General features: G+C 50.1%; 21 protein-coding genes. 20 read left to right on the top strand and 1 reads right to left on the bottom strand.

Translation table 11 applies throughout. The features are described from left to right. Window positions 1-373: 373 nt before the first annotated feature. The 13 genes from ABGU93_RS03040 to ABGU93_RS02980 all read left to right on the top strand — a co-directional run bounded on the left by ABGU93_RS03040 (window position 374) and on the right by ABGU93_RS02980 (window position 11,069). Entirely contained in the window at window positions 374-661 is a 288-nt protein-coding gene (locus tag ABGU93_RS03040) for a type II toxin-antitoxin system Phd/YefM family antitoxin (protein ID WP_347412034.1), read from the top strand. Next, the gene (locus tag ABGU93_RS03035) at window positions 633-968 is read left to right on the top strand and encodes a type II toxin-antitoxin system RelE/ParE family toxin (RefSeq protein ID WP_347412033.1); all 336 of its coding nucleotides are present in this window, start codon (window positions 633-635) and stop codon (window positions 966-968) included. Before ABGU93_RS03040 ends, ABGU93_RS03035 begins: the two co-directional genes overlap by 29 nt. Before the next feature lie 171 nt (window positions 969-1,139). Continuing rightward, window positions 1,140-1,598, top strand: coding sequence for a hypothetical protein (locus ABGU93_RS03030; RefSeq protein ID WP_347412032.1), 459 nt, complete (start codon window positions 1,140-1,142; stop codon window positions 1,596-1,598). A 364-nt stretch (window positions 1,599-1,962) separates the two neighbouring features. After that, window positions 1,963-3,933 carry a DNA polymerase gene (locus tag ABGU93_RS03025; RefSeq protein ID WP_347412031.1) on the top strand — a complete coding sequence of 657 codons (1,971 nt, stop codon included), beginning with the start codon at window positions 1,963-1,965 and terminating at the stop codon, window positions 3,931-3,933. Continuing rightward, window positions 3,930-6,215, top strand: a complete 2,286-nt coding sequence (locus tag ABGU93_RS03020) for a phage/plasmid primase, P4 family (RefSeq protein ID WP_347412030.1) — start codon at window positions 3,930-3,932, stop codon at window positions 6,213-6,215. Before ABGU93_RS03025 ends, ABGU93_RS03020 begins: the two co-directional genes overlap by 4 nt. Before the next feature lie 221 nt (window positions 6,216-6,436). Beyond that, on the top strand, window positions 6,437-6,817 hold the full coding sequence (locus ABGU93_RS03015) for a hypothetical protein (protein ID WP_347412029.1): 381 nt from the start codon (window positions 6,437-6,439) through the stop codon (window positions 6,815-6,817). A gap of 79 nt (window positions 6,818-6,896) precedes the next feature. After that, window positions 6,897-7,520 carry a hypothetical protein gene (locus ABGU93_RS03010; protein WP_347412028.1) on the top strand — a complete coding sequence of 208 codons (624 nt, stop codon included), beginning with the start codon at window positions 6,897-6,899 and terminating at the stop codon, window positions 7,518-7,520. 176 nt (window positions 7,521-7,696) lie between these two features. Continuing rightward, entirely contained in the window at window positions 7,697-7,918 is a 222-nt protein-coding gene (locus tag ABGU93_RS03005) for a DUF1659 domain-containing protein (RefSeq protein WP_347412027.1), read from the top strand. A gap of 188 nt (window positions 7,919-8,106) precedes the next feature. Further along, window positions 8,107-8,331: a DUF2922 domain-containing protein gene (locus ABGU93_RS03000; RefSeq protein WP_347412026.1), complete on the top strand. Its 225-nt coding sequence runs from the start codon at window positions 8,107-8,109 to the stop codon at window positions 8,329-8,331. A gap of 50 nt (window positions 8,332-8,381) precedes the next feature. Continuing rightward, the gene (locus ABGU93_RS02995) at window positions 8,382-8,927 is read left to right on the top strand and encodes a D-Ala-D-Ala carboxypeptidase family metallohydrolase (RefSeq protein WP_347412025.1); all 546 of its coding nucleotides are present in this window, start codon (window positions 8,382-8,384) and stop codon (window positions 8,925-8,927) included. Continuing rightward, window positions 8,908-9,309 carry a phage holin family protein gene (locus ABGU93_RS02990; protein WP_347412024.1) on the top strand — a complete coding sequence of 134 codons (402 nt, stop codon included), beginning with the start codon at window positions 8,908-8,910 and terminating at the stop codon, window positions 9,307-9,309. Before ABGU93_RS02995 ends, ABGU93_RS02990 begins: the two co-directional genes overlap by 20 nt. A gap of 142 nt (window positions 9,310-9,451) precedes the next feature. After that, window positions 9,452-10,072 (top strand): DUF6088 family protein, encoded by a 621-nt coding sequence (locus ABGU93_RS02985; RefSeq protein WP_347412023.1) that lies wholly within the window; start codon window positions 9,452-9,454, stop codon window positions 10,070-10,072. Beyond that, window positions 10,065-11,069 carry a nucleotidyl transferase AbiEii/AbiGii toxin family protein gene (locus ABGU93_RS02980; RefSeq protein ID WP_347412022.1) on the top strand — a complete coding sequence of 335 codons (1,005 nt, stop codon included), beginning with the start codon at window positions 10,065-10,067 and terminating at the stop codon, window positions 11,067-11,069. Before ABGU93_RS02985 ends, ABGU93_RS02980 begins: the two co-directional genes overlap by 8 nt. A gap of 66 nt (window positions 11,070-11,135) precedes the next feature. Here ABGU93_RS02980 and ABGU93_RS02975 read toward each other — a convergent pair whose 3' ends face one another. After that, window positions 11,136-11,276: a hypothetical protein gene (locus tag ABGU93_RS02975; protein ID WP_347412021.1), complete on the bottom strand. Its 141-nt coding sequence runs from the start codon at window positions 11,274-11,276 to the stop codon at window positions 11,136-11,138. Between the two features lie 385 nt (window positions 11,277-11,661). On the opposite strand from ABGU93_RS02975, the gene ABGU93_RS02970 reads away from it, so the two are divergent. From ABGU93_RS02970 to ABGU93_RS02940, 7 genes are all read left to right on the top strand, one after another. Continuing rightward, window positions 11,662-12,426 (top strand): WYL domain-containing protein, encoded by a 765-nt coding sequence (locus ABGU93_RS02970; RefSeq protein WP_347412020.1) that lies wholly within the window; start codon window positions 11,662-11,664, stop codon window positions 12,424-12,426. Between the two features lie 284 nt (window positions 12,427-12,710). Further along, window positions 12,711-13,388, top strand: coding sequence for a DNA repair protein RadC (gene radC / locus ABGU93_RS02965; protein ID WP_347412046.1), 678 nt, complete (start codon window positions 12,711-12,713; stop codon window positions 13,386-13,388). A 25-nt stretch (window positions 13,389-13,413) separates the two neighbouring features. After that, window positions 13,414-16,002 (top strand): DEAD/DEAH box helicase family protein, encoded by a 2,589-nt coding sequence (locus ABGU93_RS02960; protein ID WP_347412019.1) that lies wholly within the window; start codon window positions 13,414-13,416, stop codon window positions 16,000-16,002. Then, on the top strand, window positions 15,983-16,588 hold the full coding sequence (locus tag ABGU93_RS02955; protein ID WP_347412018.1) for a class I SAM-dependent methyltransferase: 606 nt from the start codon (window positions 15,983-15,985) through the stop codon (window positions 16,586-16,588). Before ABGU93_RS02960 ends, ABGU93_RS02955 begins: the two co-directional genes overlap by 20 nt. Window positions 16,589-16,804: 216 nt before the next feature. Further along, window positions 16,805-18,175, top strand: a complete 1,371-nt coding sequence (locus ABGU93_RS02950) for an Ig-like domain-containing protein (protein WP_347412017.1) — start codon at window positions 16,805-16,807, stop codon at window positions 18,173-18,175. A gap of 139 nt (window positions 18,176-18,314) precedes the next feature. Then, on the top strand, window positions 18,315-19,367 hold the full coding sequence (locus ABGU93_RS02945; protein WP_347412016.1) for an FxLYD domain-containing protein: 1,053 nt from the start codon (window positions 18,315-18,317) through the stop codon (window positions 19,365-19,367). A gap of 32 nt (window positions 19,368-19,399) precedes the next feature. After that, window positions 19,400-20,203 (top strand): PASTA domain-containing protein, encoded by an 804-nt coding sequence (locus ABGU93_RS02940; protein WP_347412015.1) that lies wholly within the window; start codon window positions 19,400-19,402, stop codon window positions 20,201-20,203. Window positions 20,204-20,315: the final 112 nt, after the last annotated feature.

Genomic DNA, 20,315 nt, shown 5'->3' with positions numbered 1-20,315 from the left:
TGATTGGGGTGTTCATATTTCTAACCTCGCTTTCTTTTAATGGCAGCCCGTTACCGGGTTGCGGGGATGTTCCATCAATTTTCCAGGTCGGATCGGGATGCGACAAATTGCGGATTCAGGAGGCTGTTAAGGGCGTGTTTGAGTCATCGGTCCGGCGCTCTGGGAGACGCCCGGCAAACAGCCGCCGCGTTGTTACTAAAGATATACCTATTAATGAAGGGATTACGCAAAAAGCGTTGACATTTTAATAAAAACTGGCTGGCCGGCTGGCAGCGGCTCATTTTAATTATGAAGCAAAAAAGCCGCGACGGGCTAGCTGCGCTTTACAGTTTAGCGTAATTATGATAAGATAATCAAAAAAGGAGGTGCTGGCATGGAAAAAATCAGACCCGTTTCAGATCTTCGTAATCACTTTGCTACCATTTCAAAAGAGGTTCATGAAAGCGGCGAGCCGGTTTTTCTGACCAAGAATGGTTATGGTGATATGGTTGTGATGAGTTATGAAGCTTATGAAAAATTTCAATTTGACAGCGAAGTCTATTTCAAATTAAAAGAAGCGGAATTGGAAGCAGAACAGAGCACCCAGCGTTTCTCGCATAAAGATGTATTTGCTGACTTGAAGAAAACGCTTCATGGCAAAGCTGATAATAGTGATGGTTAAGATCACTTATCTGCCAATTGCGCAAAAGGATCTGCAGGAGATCCTTTTGTACATTGCTGATCAACTCAAAGCGCCCCAGGCGGCTGTGGATTTAATGGAATCATTAGAGCAGGCCATTGCCATGCTGGATCAGTTTCCCTATGCGCATCAGATTTACCCGTTGATAAAACCACTTAAAGCGGAGTACCGCTTGCTGTCAGTAAAAAATTATGTGGTCTTGTATGTGGTGAAGGAACCTGAAAAGATCGTTGAAATTCAGCGCATTCTTTATGCCAAAATGAATTTTTCAAAGACCGTCAAATCATGAAAGGACGACAAATGGTTTTCTGTTGCGCATCGATGCTTAAAATAAAATGAGTAAAATGATAGAAAATTCTTTTTCAAAATTGCCATTGATGATATAATGTAACCATCAATATCGAAAGGGGGTTGGGACATCATGGGACTGTCTTAATAAAAACGATAAAAGGAGGGCCCATTGGATATTTTTTTTAGTGATGGGATTAACTTAATGGATATGTCGTCGGAATTGCGGGGGGAGTGCTTCAAAGATTTTGTGCGGGTGGATTGTCCCCACCGGCTAACTTGCCGGTATGCGGATCTCGAGAAGAAGAAGCATTGTGTCGGGTACCTGTTTGATTATCGTCACCACGACGGTGCCAGCATGGTCGCGCTCAAATGCGCCAGGGCAAAAAAAGTGGTCATGGTCAGGATTGATAATCATCACCATTCTTTTCTTGAGTTAGGGTCGCCGGAGCTGCTTGATTTTGAAAGCCAACGCGAAAAAATTCGTTGCCCCAATTGTGATCAACGCCTGTTTGATGCGGTTGTGGAGAACAAACTGGATTTACGCTTTAAATGTTCCCGGGATAATCGACAGTTGGTTGTGTTGCTGTCGGAGAATCACGATGCCGAACCGGAAGTAACACAAAATTAAACGTTTAGCAAAATTGTCGTTGCGACAATCAGAAAACGGTGTCATCAGGCACTGAGAAAACGTGTGAAGACACGCCAACAAAGTTTATCGTTAGAAATGTTAATTTATTGAGGAGAGAATTCACCGACTTGTTCAAAATTCAGTGAATAATATTGAAAGATCGCACTCTGGCCGCTGGTCGGCCAGGGCATACAAATAGAATCGGATGTAACCACATTTCGAGTTAAATAGGGCCGTATGCGCCACTGACCTACCGAATGTTGTTAATTAACCTGCTAGCTGCAGGTATTAACTTCATTCGGTTTTTTTTGTCAAAATTCATGTGGACAATTGGTCAGTTAATTTAATGAGAAAGAGGTAAATGATGAAGATTCAACAAACACAGTATGACCTGGTCACCGATCTGGCGGTGCTGGATGCGTATCTGGCCGGTGCCACGGTGGTGGCGTTTGATTTTGAGACAGCGCCGCAGGCAACCTGGCGGGATGATGGGACGGCGGCGCTGGATCCCCACCGCGGCGAGATTGTCGGGGTTTCACTGGCGGTTGCCCCCACTATTGATACAATTGACGGCGAAAAAGCCATTTATATTCCGCTTGGCCACCACGATGCCGACGGGGTTGGGTTTAATGCTGCGGCCGATGCGGTGCTGGCATTGCTGCAAAGCCGGGTTTTTGAGAATCCGGCGGTGACTAAAATTGCCCACAATCTCGGCTTTGAGGCCAAGTTTCTGCTGGCCCGGGGGATCACGCTGGTGCCGCCGGTTTATGACACGATGGCCGGGGCGCTGCTGATCTACAAAGAAGAAGGCCACTTCCGGCGGCTGGCCGATGTCGGCCTGAAAACCCTGGCCCGGGACTGGTTCGGGCTGGAGTTGCCGGGCTTTGTGGCGGTGGTCGGGGTCGGCAGCTTTGCCGATCTGGATCCCCGGGACCCGGCCACCATCAATTATGCCTGTCATGACGCCGCTCTGGCGCTGCGGCTGTATCGGCTGGAAAACGACTGGTTCCAAGCTAACATCCCGGCTCATCAGCCCTTGACGGGCGCGATTGAAAGCCCGGTGGCCTTGTTTACGGCGCGGATGGAAGGGCGCGGCTTTTTGGTTGATGGGCCCGGTCTGGCAGCGGCGGGGGTGGCGGCGGCAGCCCAACTGGCGCAATATTTAAGCCAGCTGGAAACGATGGGCCGGCGCCCGGTGCGGGTCGGCAAAAACGCCGCCACCAATGATCTCAAGGCCTACCTGTTTGCCGATCTGGGGCTGCCGGTGTTAAAACAGACCGACACCGGCAAAGCTTCGGTGGATGCTGAGGCGATCCTCGGGCTGCGGGACTACTGCCGTGAGCATGCCCCGGAGCAATTGCCCTATCTGGAGGCGATCAGCGCCTATCGGGGGCTGGCCAAGCTGCACAAAACCTATCTGCTGGGGTTGCTAAGTAAGATCAATCCCGTCACCGGGGCCATCCACACCCAGTTTTTTCAGCTGGGGGCCGAAACCGGGCGCTTTACCAGTGCCCATCCCAATTGCCAGAACCTGCCGGCGGGGCCGCTCTATGGCGTCACAGTCCGGGATTTTCTGATCGCCCGGCCCGGTTTTACGCTGGTGGCGGTGGATTACAGTCAGATCGAACTGCGGATCGGCGCCTGGTTTACCCAGGACCCGAATATGTTGGCGGTCTATCAGACCGGCGGCGATATCCACGCGGTGACGACGGCGGCGATCTATCGGGTCAGTCTGGATGAAGCGCAAGACAGCAGCCATCCGGACTACAAGGCCCGGCGGACGGTGGCCAAGAATATTAACTTCGGGATTATTTACGGCCTCAACCCCCGGGGCCTGCGGGACATTCTGCGGCTGAAGGCGGGCCAGACGCTGAGTCTGGAGGCTTGTGAGGCGATGATTTTTAATCTCAAACTGACCTATCCGGAGCTGGCGCCCTGGCAGGAAAGGGTCCGCCAGGACGCCCGCTACCGCGAGACGGTGGACACGGCCCTGGGCCGGCGCCGCTGTCTGCCGGGGATCAACGCCCCGGATCTGGGTCTCCAGGGCCATTTTGAGCGGGCCGCGCTGAACCACCCGATTCAGGGCACGGCGGCGGATATCTTAAAGCTGGCGATGGTCCGGCTGGAGGCGGGGCTGAGCGACCGGCCGTTTATAAAGCCGCTGCTGACGGTCCACGACGAGATCGTCTTTGAGGTCGAAACCGACCGGCTGGGGGTGGCCATCCCCTGGATCGTGGCGGTTATGGAGGCCCGGCCCTTCGCGGCCTTTGACGTGCCCCTGGCCGTCGAAGTCACGGTGGGCCAGCGCTACGGAACGATGGCGGCGTGGCTATGAACACCCCGCTGGAGATCAGTCCGGCGGATTTTCTGGCGGCGTTTGGGCCGGGGCCGTATCGGTTGCGGACGTTTTGTGATCGGGGTGGTGGACCGGGGCAGAATATGACGGTGGCGGCGGCGCCGGACCCGGCTTTTGCGGCGGGGTTGGCGGAGCTGCATCGGGTTAATCAGGGTGAGCGGCGGGGGGTCTTTTTTGTGGTCAATGCCGGCGGCCATAAGGACGCGGAGATTACCCGGGTCACGGCGCATTTTGTGGAGGCGGATGATGTGCCGCTGGAAACCCAGTGGGATCAGCTGATGGCGTTCCCACTGCCGCCGTCGATTATAGTGCGGACGCGGAAGTCGCTGCATGGTTATTGGCTGATGGCAGACACCGCGACAGCCACCACCGACCCCAACCTCCTGCAGTTTCGCGCCGTCCAGAAACAACTGGCGGCCCACTTTGGCGGTGATCCGGTGATTGCCAATCCCAGCCGGGTGATGCGGTTGCCGGGGTTTTTCCATCACAAGGCCGAACCGGTGGCGGTGGTCTGTCTGCTGTTTGAACCGGAGCGGCGCTATACCCAGGCCGAGCTGGGGTTGACGCTGGCGGTGTTGCATCCCGCGGCAGGGACCGGCCCGGGAGCCGCGGTGACCTCGCCCGTGCCGGCCGGGACCGATCTGGCGGAGCGGGACAGTCAGCTGATTCTGAAAAACTGCGAGTTTATCGGTTACTGCCGCGACCACGCCGTCAATCTGCGGGAACCGCTGTGGTATGCGATGATCACCAATCTGGCCGGGACCCGGGGTGGGGAGGCGGCGATCCACCAGCTTTCGCAAGCGGATCCCCGTTATGATCCGGCTGCCACCGCTGCCAAAATCGCCCAGGCCGGGAAATCCGGCACCGGGCCGATCAACTGTCAGACGATCCGCGACTGGGGCTTTGCCTGCTCCCGGCTGGGCAGTTGTCCGGCCAAATGCCCCCAGAGTCTCGGGCGGCCGCCGCTGCCACCCTGGTATGAACAACATCCCCGCGGGCTGCGGCTAAAACCCGGGGTCCTGGCTGATTATCTGAGCCGCGACAAGCAGTTGATCTATGCCGGGGAAGCCTATTATCAGTTTATCGGCGGGGTCTATACGATGGTCGATGAAAACCACGTCAAGCGGCTGATCCGCAAGCAGCTCCGGGTTGATCACGTCACCATGGCGCAGATCAAGGATATCCTGGGGCAGTTGACGCTGCTGATTTCGCGGTCGCTGGATAAGCTCAATGCCTGTTGCCACCGCATCAATCTGCAAAACGGCCTCTACGATTTACGGACCGGGGCCCTCAGCCCCCACGATCCCGGCTATCTGTCGACGATCCAGATCGGCACCCAGTATGATCCCGACGCGACGGCCCCGCGGTTTATGGCGTTTCTCGAACAGTGCCTGGACCCGGCCACCCAGCGGCTGGTACAGGAGCTGTTCGGTTATCTGCTGATTCCCGAAACCTGTGCCCAGAAGGCCTTTGTGCTGGTCGGCGAAGGCGGCGCCGGGAAATCGACGCTGCTGTGGGTGGCCCAGGATCTGCTGCTGGGCCGGAGCAATGTCTCCAACGTGCCCTGGCAGAGTCTCGATGACCGCTTTAAAACCGCCGAGCTGGTCGGCAAGCTGGCCAATATTTTTGCCGATCTGCCGTCCAAAAACATTGAGGACAACGGTTTGTTTAAGAGTATTACCGGGGAGGACCGGATCACCGCGGAGCGCAAGAATCGCGATCCCTTTGCCTTTGTCGCCACCGCTCGGCTGGTCTTTTCCTGCAACGCGATCCCCAAAAATCTCGGAGATCGCAGCGCCGCCTTTTACCGGCGGCTGGTGATTGTGCCCTTTTTACCGGCGCGACCGGCCGCCCAGCGGGACCCGAAGCTGAAGGAGCGCTTTGTCGCCGAAGCCCCGGGGATTTTCAACTGGGCCCTGGCGGGACTGACCCGGCTGATGGCTAACGACTACAGCTTCAGCGAATCTGCAGACAGCCACGAGGCCCTGACCCGCTACCGCATTGATGGCAGCTCGGTGCTGTCGTTTGTGGAGGAGCTGTGCGTGGTGGACGCCGCCGCTCAGGCCTCGTCGACCCAGATTTATCATGCCTATACCCAGTATTGCCGGGATGGCGGGCTGAAGCCGGTCAGCCAGAAACGGTTTTTGCCTGAGTTGGAGGCGGAGTATCCGGAGATCAAACGGATCAAAGAATGCAAGACCAGGCGAAGCATTTATCAGGGGATTATGTTAAACGAGGAAGAGCTTTGCGATTATGCGTGATATTTATCACTAAAAAGAGAAGGGCTACACAAAAAGAGAAGCCTTTGAGAAGCCGAAGAGAAGGGGAAAAATCGCATTAATAAGCCAAAGGAAGGGGAAGAAGGGGTTATTTGTCTTTTGGCGAAAATCCTTGATTAGATTTTTCTAATCACGATATTACAAAAAAACACCCCTTGATCCTTTCTCCCCTTCTCTTTTTGAAAAAACCAAGGAGGTAACCCATGTCCATTAAAACCCTCAAAGCCCAGATCACCCAGCTCCAGGCCCAGATCTGGCGCAATAGCCAATATCTGCGCCACACCCAGAAACAACTGGCGCTGATCTACCGGGCCACCCCGGCCACCGGCCACCGCAGCCGCCAGCAGCTCCGCGCCCTCCGGGTCGCCATCAACCGCGACAGCCGCGCCCTGGAAGCGCTCAACCAATCCCTGCGGGCTGCCATCGACAACCAGGCCAGTCCCCAGATCCAGGAAATCCTGACCCGCCGCTACATCGGCGATGAACCCTTCGCCGCCATCGCCGCGGCCATGGACTACGACCTGCGCTGGGTCTACCGGCTGCACGCCCGGGGGCTGGCGGCGGAAAAAAAGATAACCCGGTGATAATCGCCGGGGGAAACGGGTATATATGTCATAATATTCTATTTTGATTATTAATCCTGATGAAAGAGGGAAAATCGAGATGAAAAATGAGAAGATCCGAATGGTCCGCCTGGGCGCCGCCCTGCTGGTGGGAGGGGTGCTGCTGCTGAGCGGCTGCACGGCCGCCAAGAGTCAAAAGAATGCGACGGACAGCCCGCCCGAGCCGCCCGTCACCACCACCATTAATCCGGCCACGGCGGCCGCCGCCCAGCAGGCCCTGAAATTTTATCAGTCGGTGACCCTGGATCAGCCCCGTGACCAGCTCGAAACAATGCTGGCGGTACCCGGCGAAGTCCAGGCTGACGGCCAGGTGGCTTACCGCGATCCGGTCAGCGGCTACGGCGTGCTGATCCAGTATGGCGATAATGACGCGGTCTTTGCCAAACGGCTGCTGCCGACGGTGCCAGCCCCGGAACTGGCGGCCCTCAATCCCCTGCCGGTCACCGATAAACAGGCCTATCGGATGGCTGCCGGGATGCCCTTTTATGAGGTCCAGGATGTGATGGGCAGCGACGGCATCGAAATCAGTTTAAGCAAGCCTGCCGCCGGCAACCCCAAACAGATCACCGGGCTGGGCTGGTTCAACCCCGACGGCTCCTACGCCGTGGTCTACCTCAACCTGCCCCAGGGCCAGGTGGTGGGCTCGGAATTTGTGACCGTCTAGCGGGCGTGACAGTTTTTTGAAAGTCAAGATGCCGATAAAAAAGCCGGTGGCAAGCAGACAGGTCTGCTTGCCACCGGTTATTTTTTTGCCTGCTCAAACCCCCGCCCGACACGCCATTTAAAGCCATCCCACCGCCATGCTACACTGGACTCAAAGCTAGGAAAGGAGGACAAACAATGGCAGTAAGTACCGATTTTCTGGACACTAAGATCCAGATCCGCTCCAACCACGGGATGGTTGATGGCAAGGAAAAAACCACCAGCCGGACCTACGGGGACGTGCGGGCCAGCGCCACCGACCAGGACATCTACGATGTCGCCGTGATCATTGCCGGGCTCCAGCAGCCGGTCATGGAAGAATGCATCAAACAGGAAATCAACCTGATTATGCCGGTCTAAACCGATGATTCAAATTACGTAAAGCCGTGCCGACCAATTGTTAATCTGTTGTTCGCTGCGGAATCGGACAGGCTCTGCCGTGTCCGCTCCGATGCGTACAACATGATGTAACAATTGTCGGCACTGGGGTTCGGCCGGTACAGGTTGGACTTCGCAAAGGCTGAATTTTAACTGAAAGGAGGAACCCTATGGCAGCAAATACTATTTTGCAACTGACGTTTAAGCGGTCGGATCTGAAGACCACGACGATGGCGATTACCTATCCCAAAACGGGCTTGACGGTGGATGCGGTGAATACCGCGATGGCGAATATTATCGCCAAAAACATTTTTGCCCCGGACGGTGCGGACCTGATCTCCAAGGCCAAGGCCGAACTGGTCGTCACGGACACCACCACCTTTACCATGAGCTAGGCCGGAGGGGCGGGCAACCGCCCCGGTTTAATAACGCGAAAGGATCAAAAATGAATGAATTTATTGCAAAAGTCCAGACCGCGCTGGCGGCCCGGGGCTATCATCCCGGGCCACTGGACGGGCGGGAGGGGCCGAAGACGCAAAAGGCGGTTAAGGCTTTTCAGCGGGATTCCGGGCTTAGCCCGGATGGGGTAGTGGGGACGCTGACGGCGAACCGGCTGTTTACGGAGCAGCTCAGTGTGATCTCCTTTGACAGCGACGGCTCCACCGCGCATTTTGCCCGGGCCGAGTTTGGCTGCGACTGTGGCGGGGCCTATTGCGATGGCTTCCCGGCGGAAATGAATCTGGAGTTGCTGCTCAAGCTGGAAGCGCTGCGCAATGCCTTAAACGTCCCGGTGATCATCACCTCCGGGGTCCGCTGTCAAAAGCGTAATGCCGAAGTCGGCGGGGTCGACAATTCTCAGCATCTGGTGGGCCAGGCCGCCGATCTCTACGCTCCCGGCATCGCCATTGCCACCGTCGCCGCCATCGCTGAAAGCCTGGGCCTGATGGCCATCATCTACGAGGCCGAAGGCTTTGTCCATCTGGCGATATAGCTGGGCCCTGCTCGGCGGCCTGATCGGTCAGTGGCTCGGCGGCTGGGACGGCTTCCTGCTGTGTCTGACCGCCTTTGTCGTGATCGACTACCTGACCGGGTTTCTGGCCGCGGCTCAGCAGCAGCGGTTGTCCAGCGCCCGGGGCTTTCGCGGCATCCTCAAGAAAATGCTGATCTTTATCGTTGTCGGCATGGGCCACCTGCTCGACACGGCCCTGCTCGGCGGTGCCGGTGCCCCGCTGCGCTCGGCGATGATTTTCTTCTACATCGCCAACGAAGGCCTGAGCATTTTAGAAAACCTCGCCGTCCTCGGCGTCCCGATCCCCCGGCGGCTCAAACAGGTGGTCGCCGAGCTGGGGGAAGAAGACCCGCCGGCCGGCTAGCACCGCCATCAATCCGGTCCCGAACCAACCCCTTCAACGCTTTTTTCCAGACCATCCGGCATCTCCACCGGATGGTATTTTTTATAAAAACGTTGATATTTCGTCCCTAAAACTATACAATAAATGGGACGAGGTGAATAAGATGGAAAGAACACAGGTTAAAGATATAATTGAACAAAGAATCGCTAGTTACCCAAACGGTTATTTATTTGTATCGTCAAATTTTCGGGATTGTGGAAATTATGAAGCCGTAAAACGAGCACTGGCAAGACTCGCAGAAGAAAAAAAAATAATCAGAATTATGCGTGGCATTTATAAAAAACCGAATTTTAGTGAATTTTTGCAAGAAGAAGTTGAAGCATCACCAATTGATGTGGCAAAGATTTATGGAACCGCTTATGGTTGGTCGATTGTCCCATACGGCGATACGGCCCTCAATTTATTGGGACTGTCAACCCAGGTGCCAAGTGTCTACACCTTTATCAGTGATGGACCCTATCGTAAAGTGGCGTTGGATAACGGAATTTTGCTGGAGTTCAGACATCGGGCTAACCGTGAAATTTCTGGGTTGTCTTACAAATCAGCACTTATTATTGAAGCCTTGCGGGCAATTGGTAAAGAAGGCGTGAGCGAAGAAATACGTCATACGATTCGCCATAAATCTACTGAAGAAGAATTAAAAAAACTCAAAGAAGAAAGTATTTATTCGAGAAATTGGATTATTGACGAAATAAAAAAAATTATCGGAGGTGCTGATGTTTAAAATAGCAAAAGAATCGTTAGATAATAGAAAAGAATTATTTATCAATACTGCCATAAAAAAGAAAATGAGTGAATCAATTATTGAAAAAGATTTTTGGGTTTGCTTTCTTCTGGAGTTAGTTTTTTACCAATGTGAATATGCACGATATTTTTCTTTTAAGGGCGGTACCAGTTTGTCAAAAGGTTATCATGTAATCGAACGGTTTTCAGAAGATATCGACTTAATATTAGATTGGAGAGCACTATCCTATCAACAAAATGAACCATGGATTGAACGCTCAAATTCAAAACAAGATCAGTTCAACAAGGAAATGAATCGAAAAACAGAGACGTTTTTAAAACAAGACTTGCTTCCAGTGTTAGAAGAAATTGTTGGTAATTATGTTAAAGACACCTTCGAATTTTATATAAATGACAATGATTTACAAACGATTCGATTCATTTATCCGCAGATTTTTAAAGATCAATCCATTCTTCAAGAAATCCGCCTGGAAATAGGCGCGCTAGCCGCATGGACACCAGTTACTGAAAAAATAATAACCCCTTACGTGGCGGAAGAATACCCCCATATTTTTGAAAAAAAGAACTCAAAGATTAGAATGGTAGAAGCAAAACGAACCTTTTGGGAAAAGGCGACAATCTTACATCGAGAAGGAAACCGAATAAATGGCCCCATCCCGGAACGATATTCAAGGCACTATTATGATCTTTATTTGCTGGCGAAATCCAATGTTAAAGAAGAAGCTTTCAGTGACTTGCAGTTGTTAAATAAGGTGATTGAATTTAAGATGCGTTTTTATCGTTCAAACTGGGCAAAATATCGAGAGGCAACTGAAGGAAAGCTAAAACTTTTGCCTCAAGCAAAGCATCAGGCTGAATTAGCAAAGGACTATGAAAAAATGCAAAACATGATATTTGGTGAAAAAGTTTCGTTTGAAAAAATCTTGTTAGGTTTGTCAAGCGTTGAGGAATTGGTCAATGCAAGGTTTAAACCATAAAACGAAGCTGTATCCTCAGGAAACCTCGATTATGCCGGCATCTCCAGGCCATCCGCCGTCTCCCCATCAATTAACAGCCCAATTAAAAAGCAGCTCCCACAGGGCTGCTTTTTCAATCGCTTCAACCAAACCAAATAATCCTACCGCCCCGATCCCGACCCCGGCGGCGGCGTTTGGTTTATTCCGGTGAAAAGACAAAGCCGTCATCTTTAAACAGATGCAAACAGGCATCGACAGGCGGTGGTATGTTGCACAAATGTAGGTTACACCCTTTAGTTATATCCCAAATCCCGGCACATAATCGTGACTTTCAAAAATTGACAACGATCCGGCCATAATTTCCCTGTCAATTGTTTTTCAGCAGCTGCTGGTCTGACGGTGAATGGCCCCTTTTGCTTAAGCAACCGCCCGATTGATGGCCATCGACCGGGGATTTTTTTAGCAGATGTCAAAGATTTCAGTAAAAGCATAAAAAGGCGATACTTTGCGCAAATATGATTTGAATAATTGACAAATTAGCGTATAATAAAATAATGCGTGAAAATTTACTAAAAATTCTGGGTTGAAATCGTTGACCTGAAAGGCGGATCCCATGGCTGATACCAAATTAAAATGTTTACGGATACTGGATATTTTAAATGAAACCGACATCAATAATCCCCTGACCACCGCTCAGATTGCCGACCAGCTGGCCTTGTTTGATCTCGAAGCCGGGTGCGAAGCGATCAATCGGGATATCAGCGTACTCAATGAAGCCGGCTACAACATCCGCCTCAGTCGTAACGACAAACGCGGTTATTATATGGCCAACCACCGCTTTGAAAATTGGGAACTGAAGGTGCTGATCGACGCCATCGTCAGTGCCGAATTTTTGACCGACAGCGACATCGCCGCCATCACCGCCAAAATCCGGGGCCTGGCCAGCAGCGACAGTGCCAGACTGCTGACCCGGGTCACCCCGGTAAACCAGCAGGTTAAACCCGATAACATGATGGTTAAATCCCACATCGATCACCTGCTGGAAGCGGTCCGCCGCATGAATAAGGTCGAGTTTCAGTATCAGTATACTGATGCCGAGATGAAAAAAAAGCGCCACAAAGACAGCTTCTTTTACGTGGTCAACCCCTACGCCCTGACCTGGCAGGACGACCACTACTACCTGATCGGCAATCGCGACAAATACGACAACCTCAGCTCTTACCGGTTGGATCGGATGACCAATCTGGCGATTCTGGATCAGCCCGTCACAGCCGCCGCAACCCTGCTCGGCGAAAACCCCGCCCAGCGCATTGCCGAATACGTCGCCACCACTGCTTTCAGCCACACTGACGAGCAGACCAACCGGCAGCTGGATTGATGAGCCGGAGCTGGTAAAGGCCCGGGCCGATCTCAAAAAGCGATACCAGAAGCGTTAACACCAATCCAGTTCTACCATCCACGTGATGGTGGGGCTGGATTTTTTTTACATTTGTCAATGTTTTCAGAAAAAACAGAAAAAGGCGATAATTTGCACCTGATAAGGTTTGAATAATGAGCAGGATGGCGTATAATTAAATAATGAGTTAAAATCGGCAATTCATTTAATCTATTTGGCAGTGTTTTTTGCCAAATAAACAGCAAATGCCGGGAAAGGGCCACGCCATGGACAAAAATCCCCACAAAGGCCACCGCCAACGGGTTAAGGCCCGGGTCATCAATGAGGGCATCGACAGTTTTGAGGATCATCAGATTCTCGAGCTGCTGCTGTTTTACTGTATTCCGATGAAGGATACCAACGAGCTGGCCCATGCCCTGATCCGCCATTACGGATCGCTGTCGGGGGTCCTTGACGCCGATCCCCGGGACCTCTGTGAGCTGGCCGGGGTCACCGAAAATACCGCGGTATTGCTGTCGCTGATGCCGTCGCTGGCCCGGCGCTATCAGCAGGGCAAGTTCAAGCAAAAGGCGGTCCTCGGCAGCACCACCGCCGCCGGCGAGTACACCATGGCGCTGTTTACCGGCCGCCTCAACGAGGCTTTTTATGTGATCTGCCTGGACAGTCAGAATCAGGTCAATCAGGCGACCCTGCTCCACGAGGGCACCATCAACGAAGCCCCGGTCTACCCCCGGCTGATCGTTGAAACGGCGCTGCGCCACCAGGCCGCCAGCATCATCCTGGCCCACAATCACCCCGGCGGCAGCCAGCAGCCCTCACCGGCGGATGTGGCCGTGACCAAAAAAATCAAAGCCGCCACCGAAGCCATCGCCATCACCGTGGTCGATCATATCATTGTCGCCGGAGACGGGTATTTCAGCTTTGCGGAGAACCGGATATTGTAACAAACAAAGACAGAAAGAGGAAACCATGGGTACATATCAGCTTGGCACTACTGCGTATAATCCAAATTGCGTCACCGGCGCCACCGACCATCTCTATCCGTACCTGAAGGAAGCGATGGCCGGGGCCGAGCAAATTGACATCAACGTGTCTTTTTTAATGGTGTCGGGAATCCGGCTGGTGCTGGAGGATCTTAAAACCGCGGCCGCCAGAGGGGTTGCGATCCGGATTCTGTGCGGCAATTATCTTAATATCACCCAGCCGGTCGCCCTCTATCTGCTCAAAGATGCCCTGGGGGAGCAGCTGGAGCTGCGCTTTTACGATGTCCCCAATCACTCCTTCCACGCCAAAGCCTATTTTTTCAAGTATCAGGATTACGAAGAAATCTTTGTCGGTTCCTCCAACCTGTCAAAATCAGCTCTCACCAATGGCATCGAGTGGAATTACCGCCTTAATTCCCGGGAGCAGCCCACCGATTGTGCCACTTTCCGGCAGACCTTTGACGCGCTGCTGGCCAATCATTCCCGGATCATTGATGATACTGTGCTTTTGCAATACTCCAAGCAATGGGTTCGCCCCAAAATCTACAATCAGATCGAAGCAAGTGAGGAAGCCAGCGCAGCGAACGCCGATTTGGCCGCCGCCCCCGACCGGGTCGCCCAGGGTCAGGCGCAATTCAGTGTTGATCCGGTCACCGCCAGCCCGGCACCGCTGATCGCCTTTCCGCAGCCCACCGGGGCCCAGGTGGAAGCCCTTTACGCCCTCAAAAACTTCCGCCGGGAAAACCGCGACAAGGGCCTGATCGTCGCTGCCACCGGCATTGGCAAGACCTTTCTGGCCGCCTTTGACTCCCGGGCCTTTTCCCGGATTCTGTTTGTCGCCCATCGCGACGAAATCCTCAGCCAGGCCGAGCACAGCTTCAAATGTGTGCGCTACGAACTGACCACCGGCCACTTCAACGGCACCCGCAAAGATACCGACGCCGACATTATTTTCGCCTCGGTCCAGACCCTGGGGAATCCCGCTTATCTGGAGAACGGTCCCTTTGCCCCGGATGCCTTTGACTATCTGATCATCGATGAATTCCATCACGCCGTCTCCGATTATTACCAGAACATCATCGATTATTTTAAGCCCAAGTTTCTGCTCGGCCTCACCGCCACCCCGGAACGGCTGGATAATCAGGATGTTTTTGCCCTCATCGATTACCAGCTGGTTTACGAGGTCCGCCTCAAAGAAGCCATCAATAAGGGCTGGCTGGTACCCTTCCGCTATTATGGCATCTATGATGATCTCGACTATGACCAGGTCGATATCCGCAAAGGGCAGTACGACGCCGGGCAGCTGGCCGAACTGGCCAGCGTCAATAAACGCGGCAACCTGATTTTTAAACACTACGCCAAATACGGCAGCCGCCGGGCCCTGGGCTTCTGCATCAACCGCCGCCACGCCCTCTATATGACCCGCTACTTCCGGGCCCAGGGGATCGCCTGCTGCGCCGTCATCAGCGGCACCGTCAATGACGACCAGCGCGAGCTGGTACAGGACCGGGAGACGGCCATCAGCGAGCTGAAAAGCGGGAAACTGGCGGTGCTTTTTTCGGTCGATATGTTCAACGAGGGACTGGATATTCCCGAACTGGATATGGTGATGTTTCTCCGTCCGACCCAGTCGCCGATTGTTTTTTTACAGCAACTGGGCCGGGGCCTGCGCAAGAGCCGGGGCAAAAGCTATGTCAACGTGCTGGATTTTATCGGCAACTACCAAAAAGCCAATCTGGTGCCCTTCTGGCTGAACAGCGAAACCCCGCCGGAAAACGCCGGTAAAAAGGGCTATCGGCTGCCTGTTGAGGACGACTACCCGGTCGACTGCCTGGTCGATTTTGATTTTCAGCTCATCGATCTGTTTAAAAAGATGGCCCGGGATCAGAAGAAAATTAGCGATCGGGTGGTGGATGAATTTTACCGCATCCAGGGTCAGTATGAGAAAAGACCGCTACGACTGGAAATGTATGTGCATCTGGATGACCAGATTTATAAGAATATCAAAAGCCGGCCGGAAATGAATATTTTTAAAGATTATCTGCGCTTTTTGGATGAAATAGGCGAAACGACGGCCGAGGAAAAGGAATTGCTGGGCACCGTGGCCCATGAATTTTTGAAAAATGTCGAGAATACGGATATGTCCAAAACCTATAAAATGCCGGTGCTACTGGCTTTTTATAATAACGGTAAGATGAAATTGGAAATTGATGATGACGATATTTACGAAAGTTTTAAGGCTTTTTTCGCCAAGAAGACAAATTTAATTGATATGCTCAGACACAAAAGCACCGCTGATGCTGAAAACTGGGGCAAAAAAGAATACCTCAGTCTGGCATATCGGATGCCCATAAGCGTTTTGTCTGAAACATCTAGTGATTATTTTTATCAAAAAGAAGGCTGGTTTTGCCTGATCCCGGAACTGGCCGCTTATTTTACCAACCCGGCTTTTGTTAAACATTTTAAAGACATCATCGATTACCGCACCAAGCGTTTCTACAAAGAGCAGTTGGAAAAACTGAACCCCACCGCAAATAACCAAACAGGAGTAACCCATGACAAAGAATCCCAATAAAACCCTGCAATACTATAACGAAACCGCCCAGACCTTTGTCCAGGGCACCATCGATGCCGACCTCCGCAAACTGCACCGCCGCTTTTTAAAGCTGCTGCCGATACAGGCCCACATCCTCGATCTGGGCTGCGGTTCCGGCCGGGATTCCAAAGCGTTTCTCGATGCCGGCTATCAGGTCACCGCCATCGACGGCTCAGTCGGCTGCTGCCACCTGGCCGGAGAATACATCGGCCAGCCCGTGCTCTGCCAGACTTTTGAAGAGCTGGATTTTGATGCGGCCTTTGACGGCATCTGGGCCTGCGCCTCGCTGCTTCATGTACCCTATGCCGAACTGACCGATATCCTCCGGAAAGTCGCCCGGGCCTTAAGACCCGGCGGTTATTTATACGCTTCCTTTAAATACGGCGATTTTGAAGGCGAACGCAACGGCCGCTATTTTACCGATCTGGATGAGGAACGGCTGGCGGCGCTGATTGAACCGGTTGTGGGGCTGGCGATGGTGGAGACCTTTGTGACTGGGGATGTAAGAGATGGCCGGGGCGGGGAGAAGTGGTTGAATGTGATCGGAGTAAGAGACTTGATCTGAACTTAACAGTTTCCAAGTCGCTCAGTAACCATGAAACACAACAAATTAAGAGCATTGATTACAACCATTCACACCCATATTTCACATGAACTTCCTATTGATATCAAATTCTTGTTTCGTTTTGATATCACAATAAATCATTCATATTACATTAATCCGCCAAACATCAGGTGAATAAGTGTTGATATAAAACAAAACGCGAAGGAGGACGAATTTGTGAGTCAAAGAATTCAGAAGTTATCCGTAGTATTGTTGGCGATATTGTTAATTGTGGGGGTGCTCCCCGCCAGTGTTTCAGCTGCAACAAACCCAAGTGTGCGTTATCGAACCCATGTTGAAAACATTGGATGGCAGAGTTGGAAAAGTGATGGGGAAATGAGTGGGACATCTAGCCAAGGGCTTCGTTTAGAGGGAATTGAAATTGACATGAATAACCAAGAATATGACCTCGGTGTCACTTATCAAACCCATATCCAGAACATTGGCTGGGAATCAGACACACCAAGTGGCTGGAAAAGCGACGGTATGATGAGCGGAACCGAGGGTCTTGGTTATCGTCTGGAAGCGATACAAATAAAACTAACTGGTGCTGACGCTTCAAAATTTGATATTTACTACCAGGTTCACGCCCAAAATATTGGTTGGATGGGCTGGGCTAAAAATGGAGAGAGTGCCGGTACGGCAGGTTTTGGATATCGGCTTGAAGGAATTGAAATTACAATTGTACCCAAAGACTCAGCCGCTCCAGGATCAACCGAACAACCATTTGTAAAAGATCCCAGTTTAATAACAAATGTAACCGCAATAAGTCTAAATAAATTAACCGATACGATAACAGTTGGCGGTTCAGATATGCTGGTAACAACCATCTTGCCTGAAGATGCCGATAACAAAACCGTTAAATGGTCATCATCTGATCCAAACGTCGCAACTGTTGACGCAACCGGTATCGTTACAGCCAGAAACATTGGAACCGCCACAATTACTGCGACCACCGTAGATGGCAATAAGACAGCAACTTGTGTGGTTACGGTAGATAATCCTAATATTCTTACGATTGATGATCTTTCAGCCACGGTTATGCAATATGATAGTTATAATTTACCCAAAACAGTATTAGCTAATATGAGCAATGATACAACCCGTGAAGTCGAAGTGGTCTGGAATCCGAATCAGGCGAACACAACAATAATTGGTGCATTCATATTTGAAGGTACCGTTGTGGGGTATAATGAAGTTGTTAAATTGACCTTGAATGTGCAGAAGTACCAACCCAATCTTAACATTTCTAATTATTCAGCGTTTACGATAAACAATCTCTGCAAACAATTGTCGCTTAATATACAAAATAATGGGTCAAAGCCGGTTACAATAAATAAAATCGAAGTATACGAGCAAGGCAAGCTTGCAAATACATATACGGCAAGCCAATTAACGGAAAATAATATTTCAACCAGTATTGCACCAGCACAAAATTGGGGAATGACCATTAGCTATAAGCTAGGGATATGGATTGACAATAGTTATGTGAAATATTACCTAGAAAGCGATGGCAGTCCCTACGAGTACACAGTCGATATAAAATAGCCGTATAGGTTTAATGATGATTATTTGCCGTACATAAAAAGACAGGTTCTTTTTATGTACGGCAAAACAAAACTGTAATCGTACACGTCTCGAAAGAGAAGTTCAGAAAAGTCCCCAAAGGGGAGGAAAGTGTGTATATATGAAAAAGATAATTCTAGTAACCGTATTGATTTTTGCATTGATGCTGACTGCATGTGGAAAAAGTTCAGAAACAAATTCATCAGCAAAACCACTTGATTTAACCGGAAACTGGGCACAGGAAGGAAAAGAATTTGATGATGGCTATCAGGCTGGTTATATTTCAGGTGACCGTATTGAAATCTTCTGGATGTCAGATGGCGGAAAGACCAGTTCTTTGTATTGGTCTGGTACCTATGAAGCACCAACGGAAGTAGCGGACGAATATACCTGGGATTCTAAGAATGACAAGACTCGGACAGATAAAGCGCTGCTAGCATCTGGTGATGACCAAAAAACATTTATTTTTAAAGATGGGAAAATCTCTTATGAGGCTTCAATAATGGGTAAGACGGCAACAATGCATCTAGTAAAAACTGAAACCGATTATATGAGCAATGGAAGCGGGACCGAATCAGCAGACACTTCAAATCTGCAGGAAATAAAATTAAACAACAGTGGACATAGTATACTTCAAAGTGGCGGGAGAACTACTATTCTATATGCGGTAGATATTTCAAATCCTAATGCAGAATATGCCATAAAATTTCCTAAAATTCTGATTACTGCAAAAGATGCCGATGGAAAAATATTAAAAACAGAAGAAATGGTTTTAAATGGCATTGCGGCAGGTGATCAATACACTTATGGTAGCAGTGTATCTTACGAAGGAAATATTCCGACAACGGTAGAAATATCGGTTGGTAACAGCGATGATGATTATGTAGCACAGTCCAGCTCTGAAATTATTAAGTCTAGCAGTTTATCAGTATCTAATATTTCTGATAATCCGGGAACATTTAAAACATTTACCGGAGAAGTTACTAATAATAGTACCGAAGAGCTAAGTAGTGTAGCTATAACAGTAATTTATAAATCTGGTGACCGAATTATTGGCGGTGAGACATCTTATATAAATGATTTAAAATCTGGAGAAAAGAAGCCTTTCGAAGTATCCTCATACTCCAATTTCAAAGACTACGATTCATATGAAATTCATGCGATTAAGTGGTAATGGTTATTTCAAATTAAAAGGAGGGCTGAGAAATGGCGAATTGGAATAAGATAGTAAAGAATGGAAAAGTTGTGTTTAAAATGATGGCACCGATGGCACCGAGTATTTTACCTTTTGTTGGTAAATTTGGCACTGAATTTATTGATAAGCAGAAGAAACTCATTAAAATTCCTGATTTAAAAGACGTTATTATTTCTGAAGCGTTACGGGTGCTAAAAGATGAACTTAAACTAACACCAACATCGGCTATCGCCAATCCTAGTGTAGCTTATGCTGAGGAAAGTGAAAATGAAGTGATGTATTCTGAGCCAAGATTTGGTTCGCGGGTAGAAATAGGTACGACAGTTAAGGTTTACTATCTCACGCAAGAAGTAATTGATAAGAGTAAAAAGCTTTTAGAAAATGTTGTTCAAGAATTTAAAATTCCAAGAGTCATTGGTCTTAATATCTATGAAGCACGAGAAGACTTAGAAAAAATAGGCTTGAAAGTCACTGAAAAATTAGAAAAACCGAGTTTGAGATTTGTTAGTAAAGAAGATGGACAGGTTACAAGAGTTACTTACCCTAATGATCAAAAAATTGGTTCAAAATTAAAAACCGGCGATCGAGTTTTGATTTATTATGTCAACGACGAAGTCATATTAGAGAGTAGAACTATAAAAGTTAAAAAAGATAAAGACAGACACGAAATAATAGATAAAATCGGCACAGTTACCAAAGATTTTTCAAAAAGCATTTGCGCCGAGGTTGTAGATGCCCCCCAAAAAGTTGTTAAAAAAATCGGGAAACCGTTCCCTAAGAAAAGATTAAGTTCACATAAGAGAAAAAAATACTAAAGGAATAGGCACACCGTATTAAAATACATATTTTCAGGAACAACTTTGATAACAAAAAATTTCACCGCTAAGAACATTATTTGAAGATGAAATTTTAATCCACTCACTAGCT

This window comes from Acetobacterium sp., assembly GCF_039830195.1.
Lineage (GTDB): Bacteria > Bacillota > Clostridia > Eubacteriales > Eubacteriaceae > Acetobacterium.
The sequence above is the reverse complement of the archived record's forward strand: the minus strand, read 5'-3'. Positions and strand labels throughout refer to the sequence as shown.

Excerpts from the sequence above, each read along its gene's own strand:
- ABGU93_RS03040 (WP_347412034.1), top strand. The coding sequence starts at position 374 with ATGGAAAAAATCAGACCCGTTTCAGATCTTCGTAATCACTTTGCTACC.
- ABGU93_RS03035 (WP_347412033.1), top strand. The coding sequence starts at position 633 with ATGGCAAAGCTGATAATAGTGATGGTTAAGATCACTTATCTGCCAATT.
- ABGU93_RS03025 (WP_347412031.1), top strand. The coding sequence starts at position 1,963 with ATGAAGATTCAACAAACACAGTATGACCTGGTCACCGATCTGGCGGTG.
- ABGU93_RS03020 (WP_347412030.1), top strand. The coding sequence starts at position 3,930 with ATGAACACCCCGCTGGAGATCAGTCCGGCGGATTTTCTGGCGGCGTTT.
- ABGU93_RS03015 (WP_347412029.1), top strand. The coding sequence starts at position 6,437 with ATGTCCATTAAAACCCTCAAAGCCCAGATCACCCAGCTCCAGGCCCAG.
- ABGU93_RS03010 (WP_347412028.1), top strand. The coding sequence starts at position 6,897 with ATGAAAAATGAGAAGATCCGAATGGTCCGCCTGGGCGCCGCCCTGCTG.
- ABGU93_RS03005 (WP_347412027.1), top strand. The coding sequence starts at position 7,697 with ATGGCAGTAAGTACCGATTTTCTGGACACTAAGATCCAGATCCGCTCC.
- ABGU93_RS03000 (WP_347412026.1), top strand. The coding sequence starts at position 8,107 with ATGGCAGCAAATACTATTTTGCAACTGACGTTTAAGCGGTCGGATCTG.
- ABGU93_RS02995 (WP_347412025.1), top strand. The coding sequence starts at position 8,382 with ATGAATGAATTTATTGCAAAAGTCCAGACCGCGCTGGCGGCCCGGGGC.
- ABGU93_RS02985 (WP_347412023.1), top strand. The coding sequence starts at position 9,452 with ATGGAAAGAACACAGGTTAAAGATATAATTGAACAAAGAATCGCTAGT.
- ABGU93_RS02980 (WP_347412022.1), top strand. The coding sequence starts at position 10,065 with ATGTTTAAAATAGCAAAAGAATCGTTAGATAATAGAAAAGAATTATTT.
- ABGU93_RS02975 (WP_347412021.1), bottom strand. The coding sequence starts at position 11,276 with ATGACGGCTTTGTCTTTTCACCGGAATAAACCAAACGCCGCCGCCGGG.
- ABGU93_RS02970 (WP_347412020.1), top strand. The coding sequence starts at position 11,662 with ATGGCTGATACCAAATTAAAATGTTTACGGATACTGGATATTTTAAAT.
- radC (WP_347412046.1), top strand. The coding sequence starts at position 12,711 with ATGGACAAAAATCCCCACAAAGGCCACCGCCAACGGGTTAAGGCCCGG.
- ABGU93_RS02960 (WP_347412019.1), top strand. The coding sequence starts at position 13,414 with ATGGGTACATATCAGCTTGGCACTACTGCGTATAATCCAAATTGCGTC.
- ABGU93_RS02955 (WP_347412018.1), top strand. The coding sequence starts at position 15,983 with ATGACAAAGAATCCCAATAAAACCCTGCAATACTATAACGAAACCGCC.
- ABGU93_RS02945 (WP_347412016.1), top strand. The coding sequence starts at position 18,315 with ATGAAAAAGATAATTCTAGTAACCGTATTGATTTTTGCATTGATGCTG.
- ABGU93_RS02940 (WP_347412015.1), top strand. The coding sequence starts at position 19,400 with ATGGCGAATTGGAATAAGATAGTAAAGAATGGAAAAGTTGTGTTTAAA.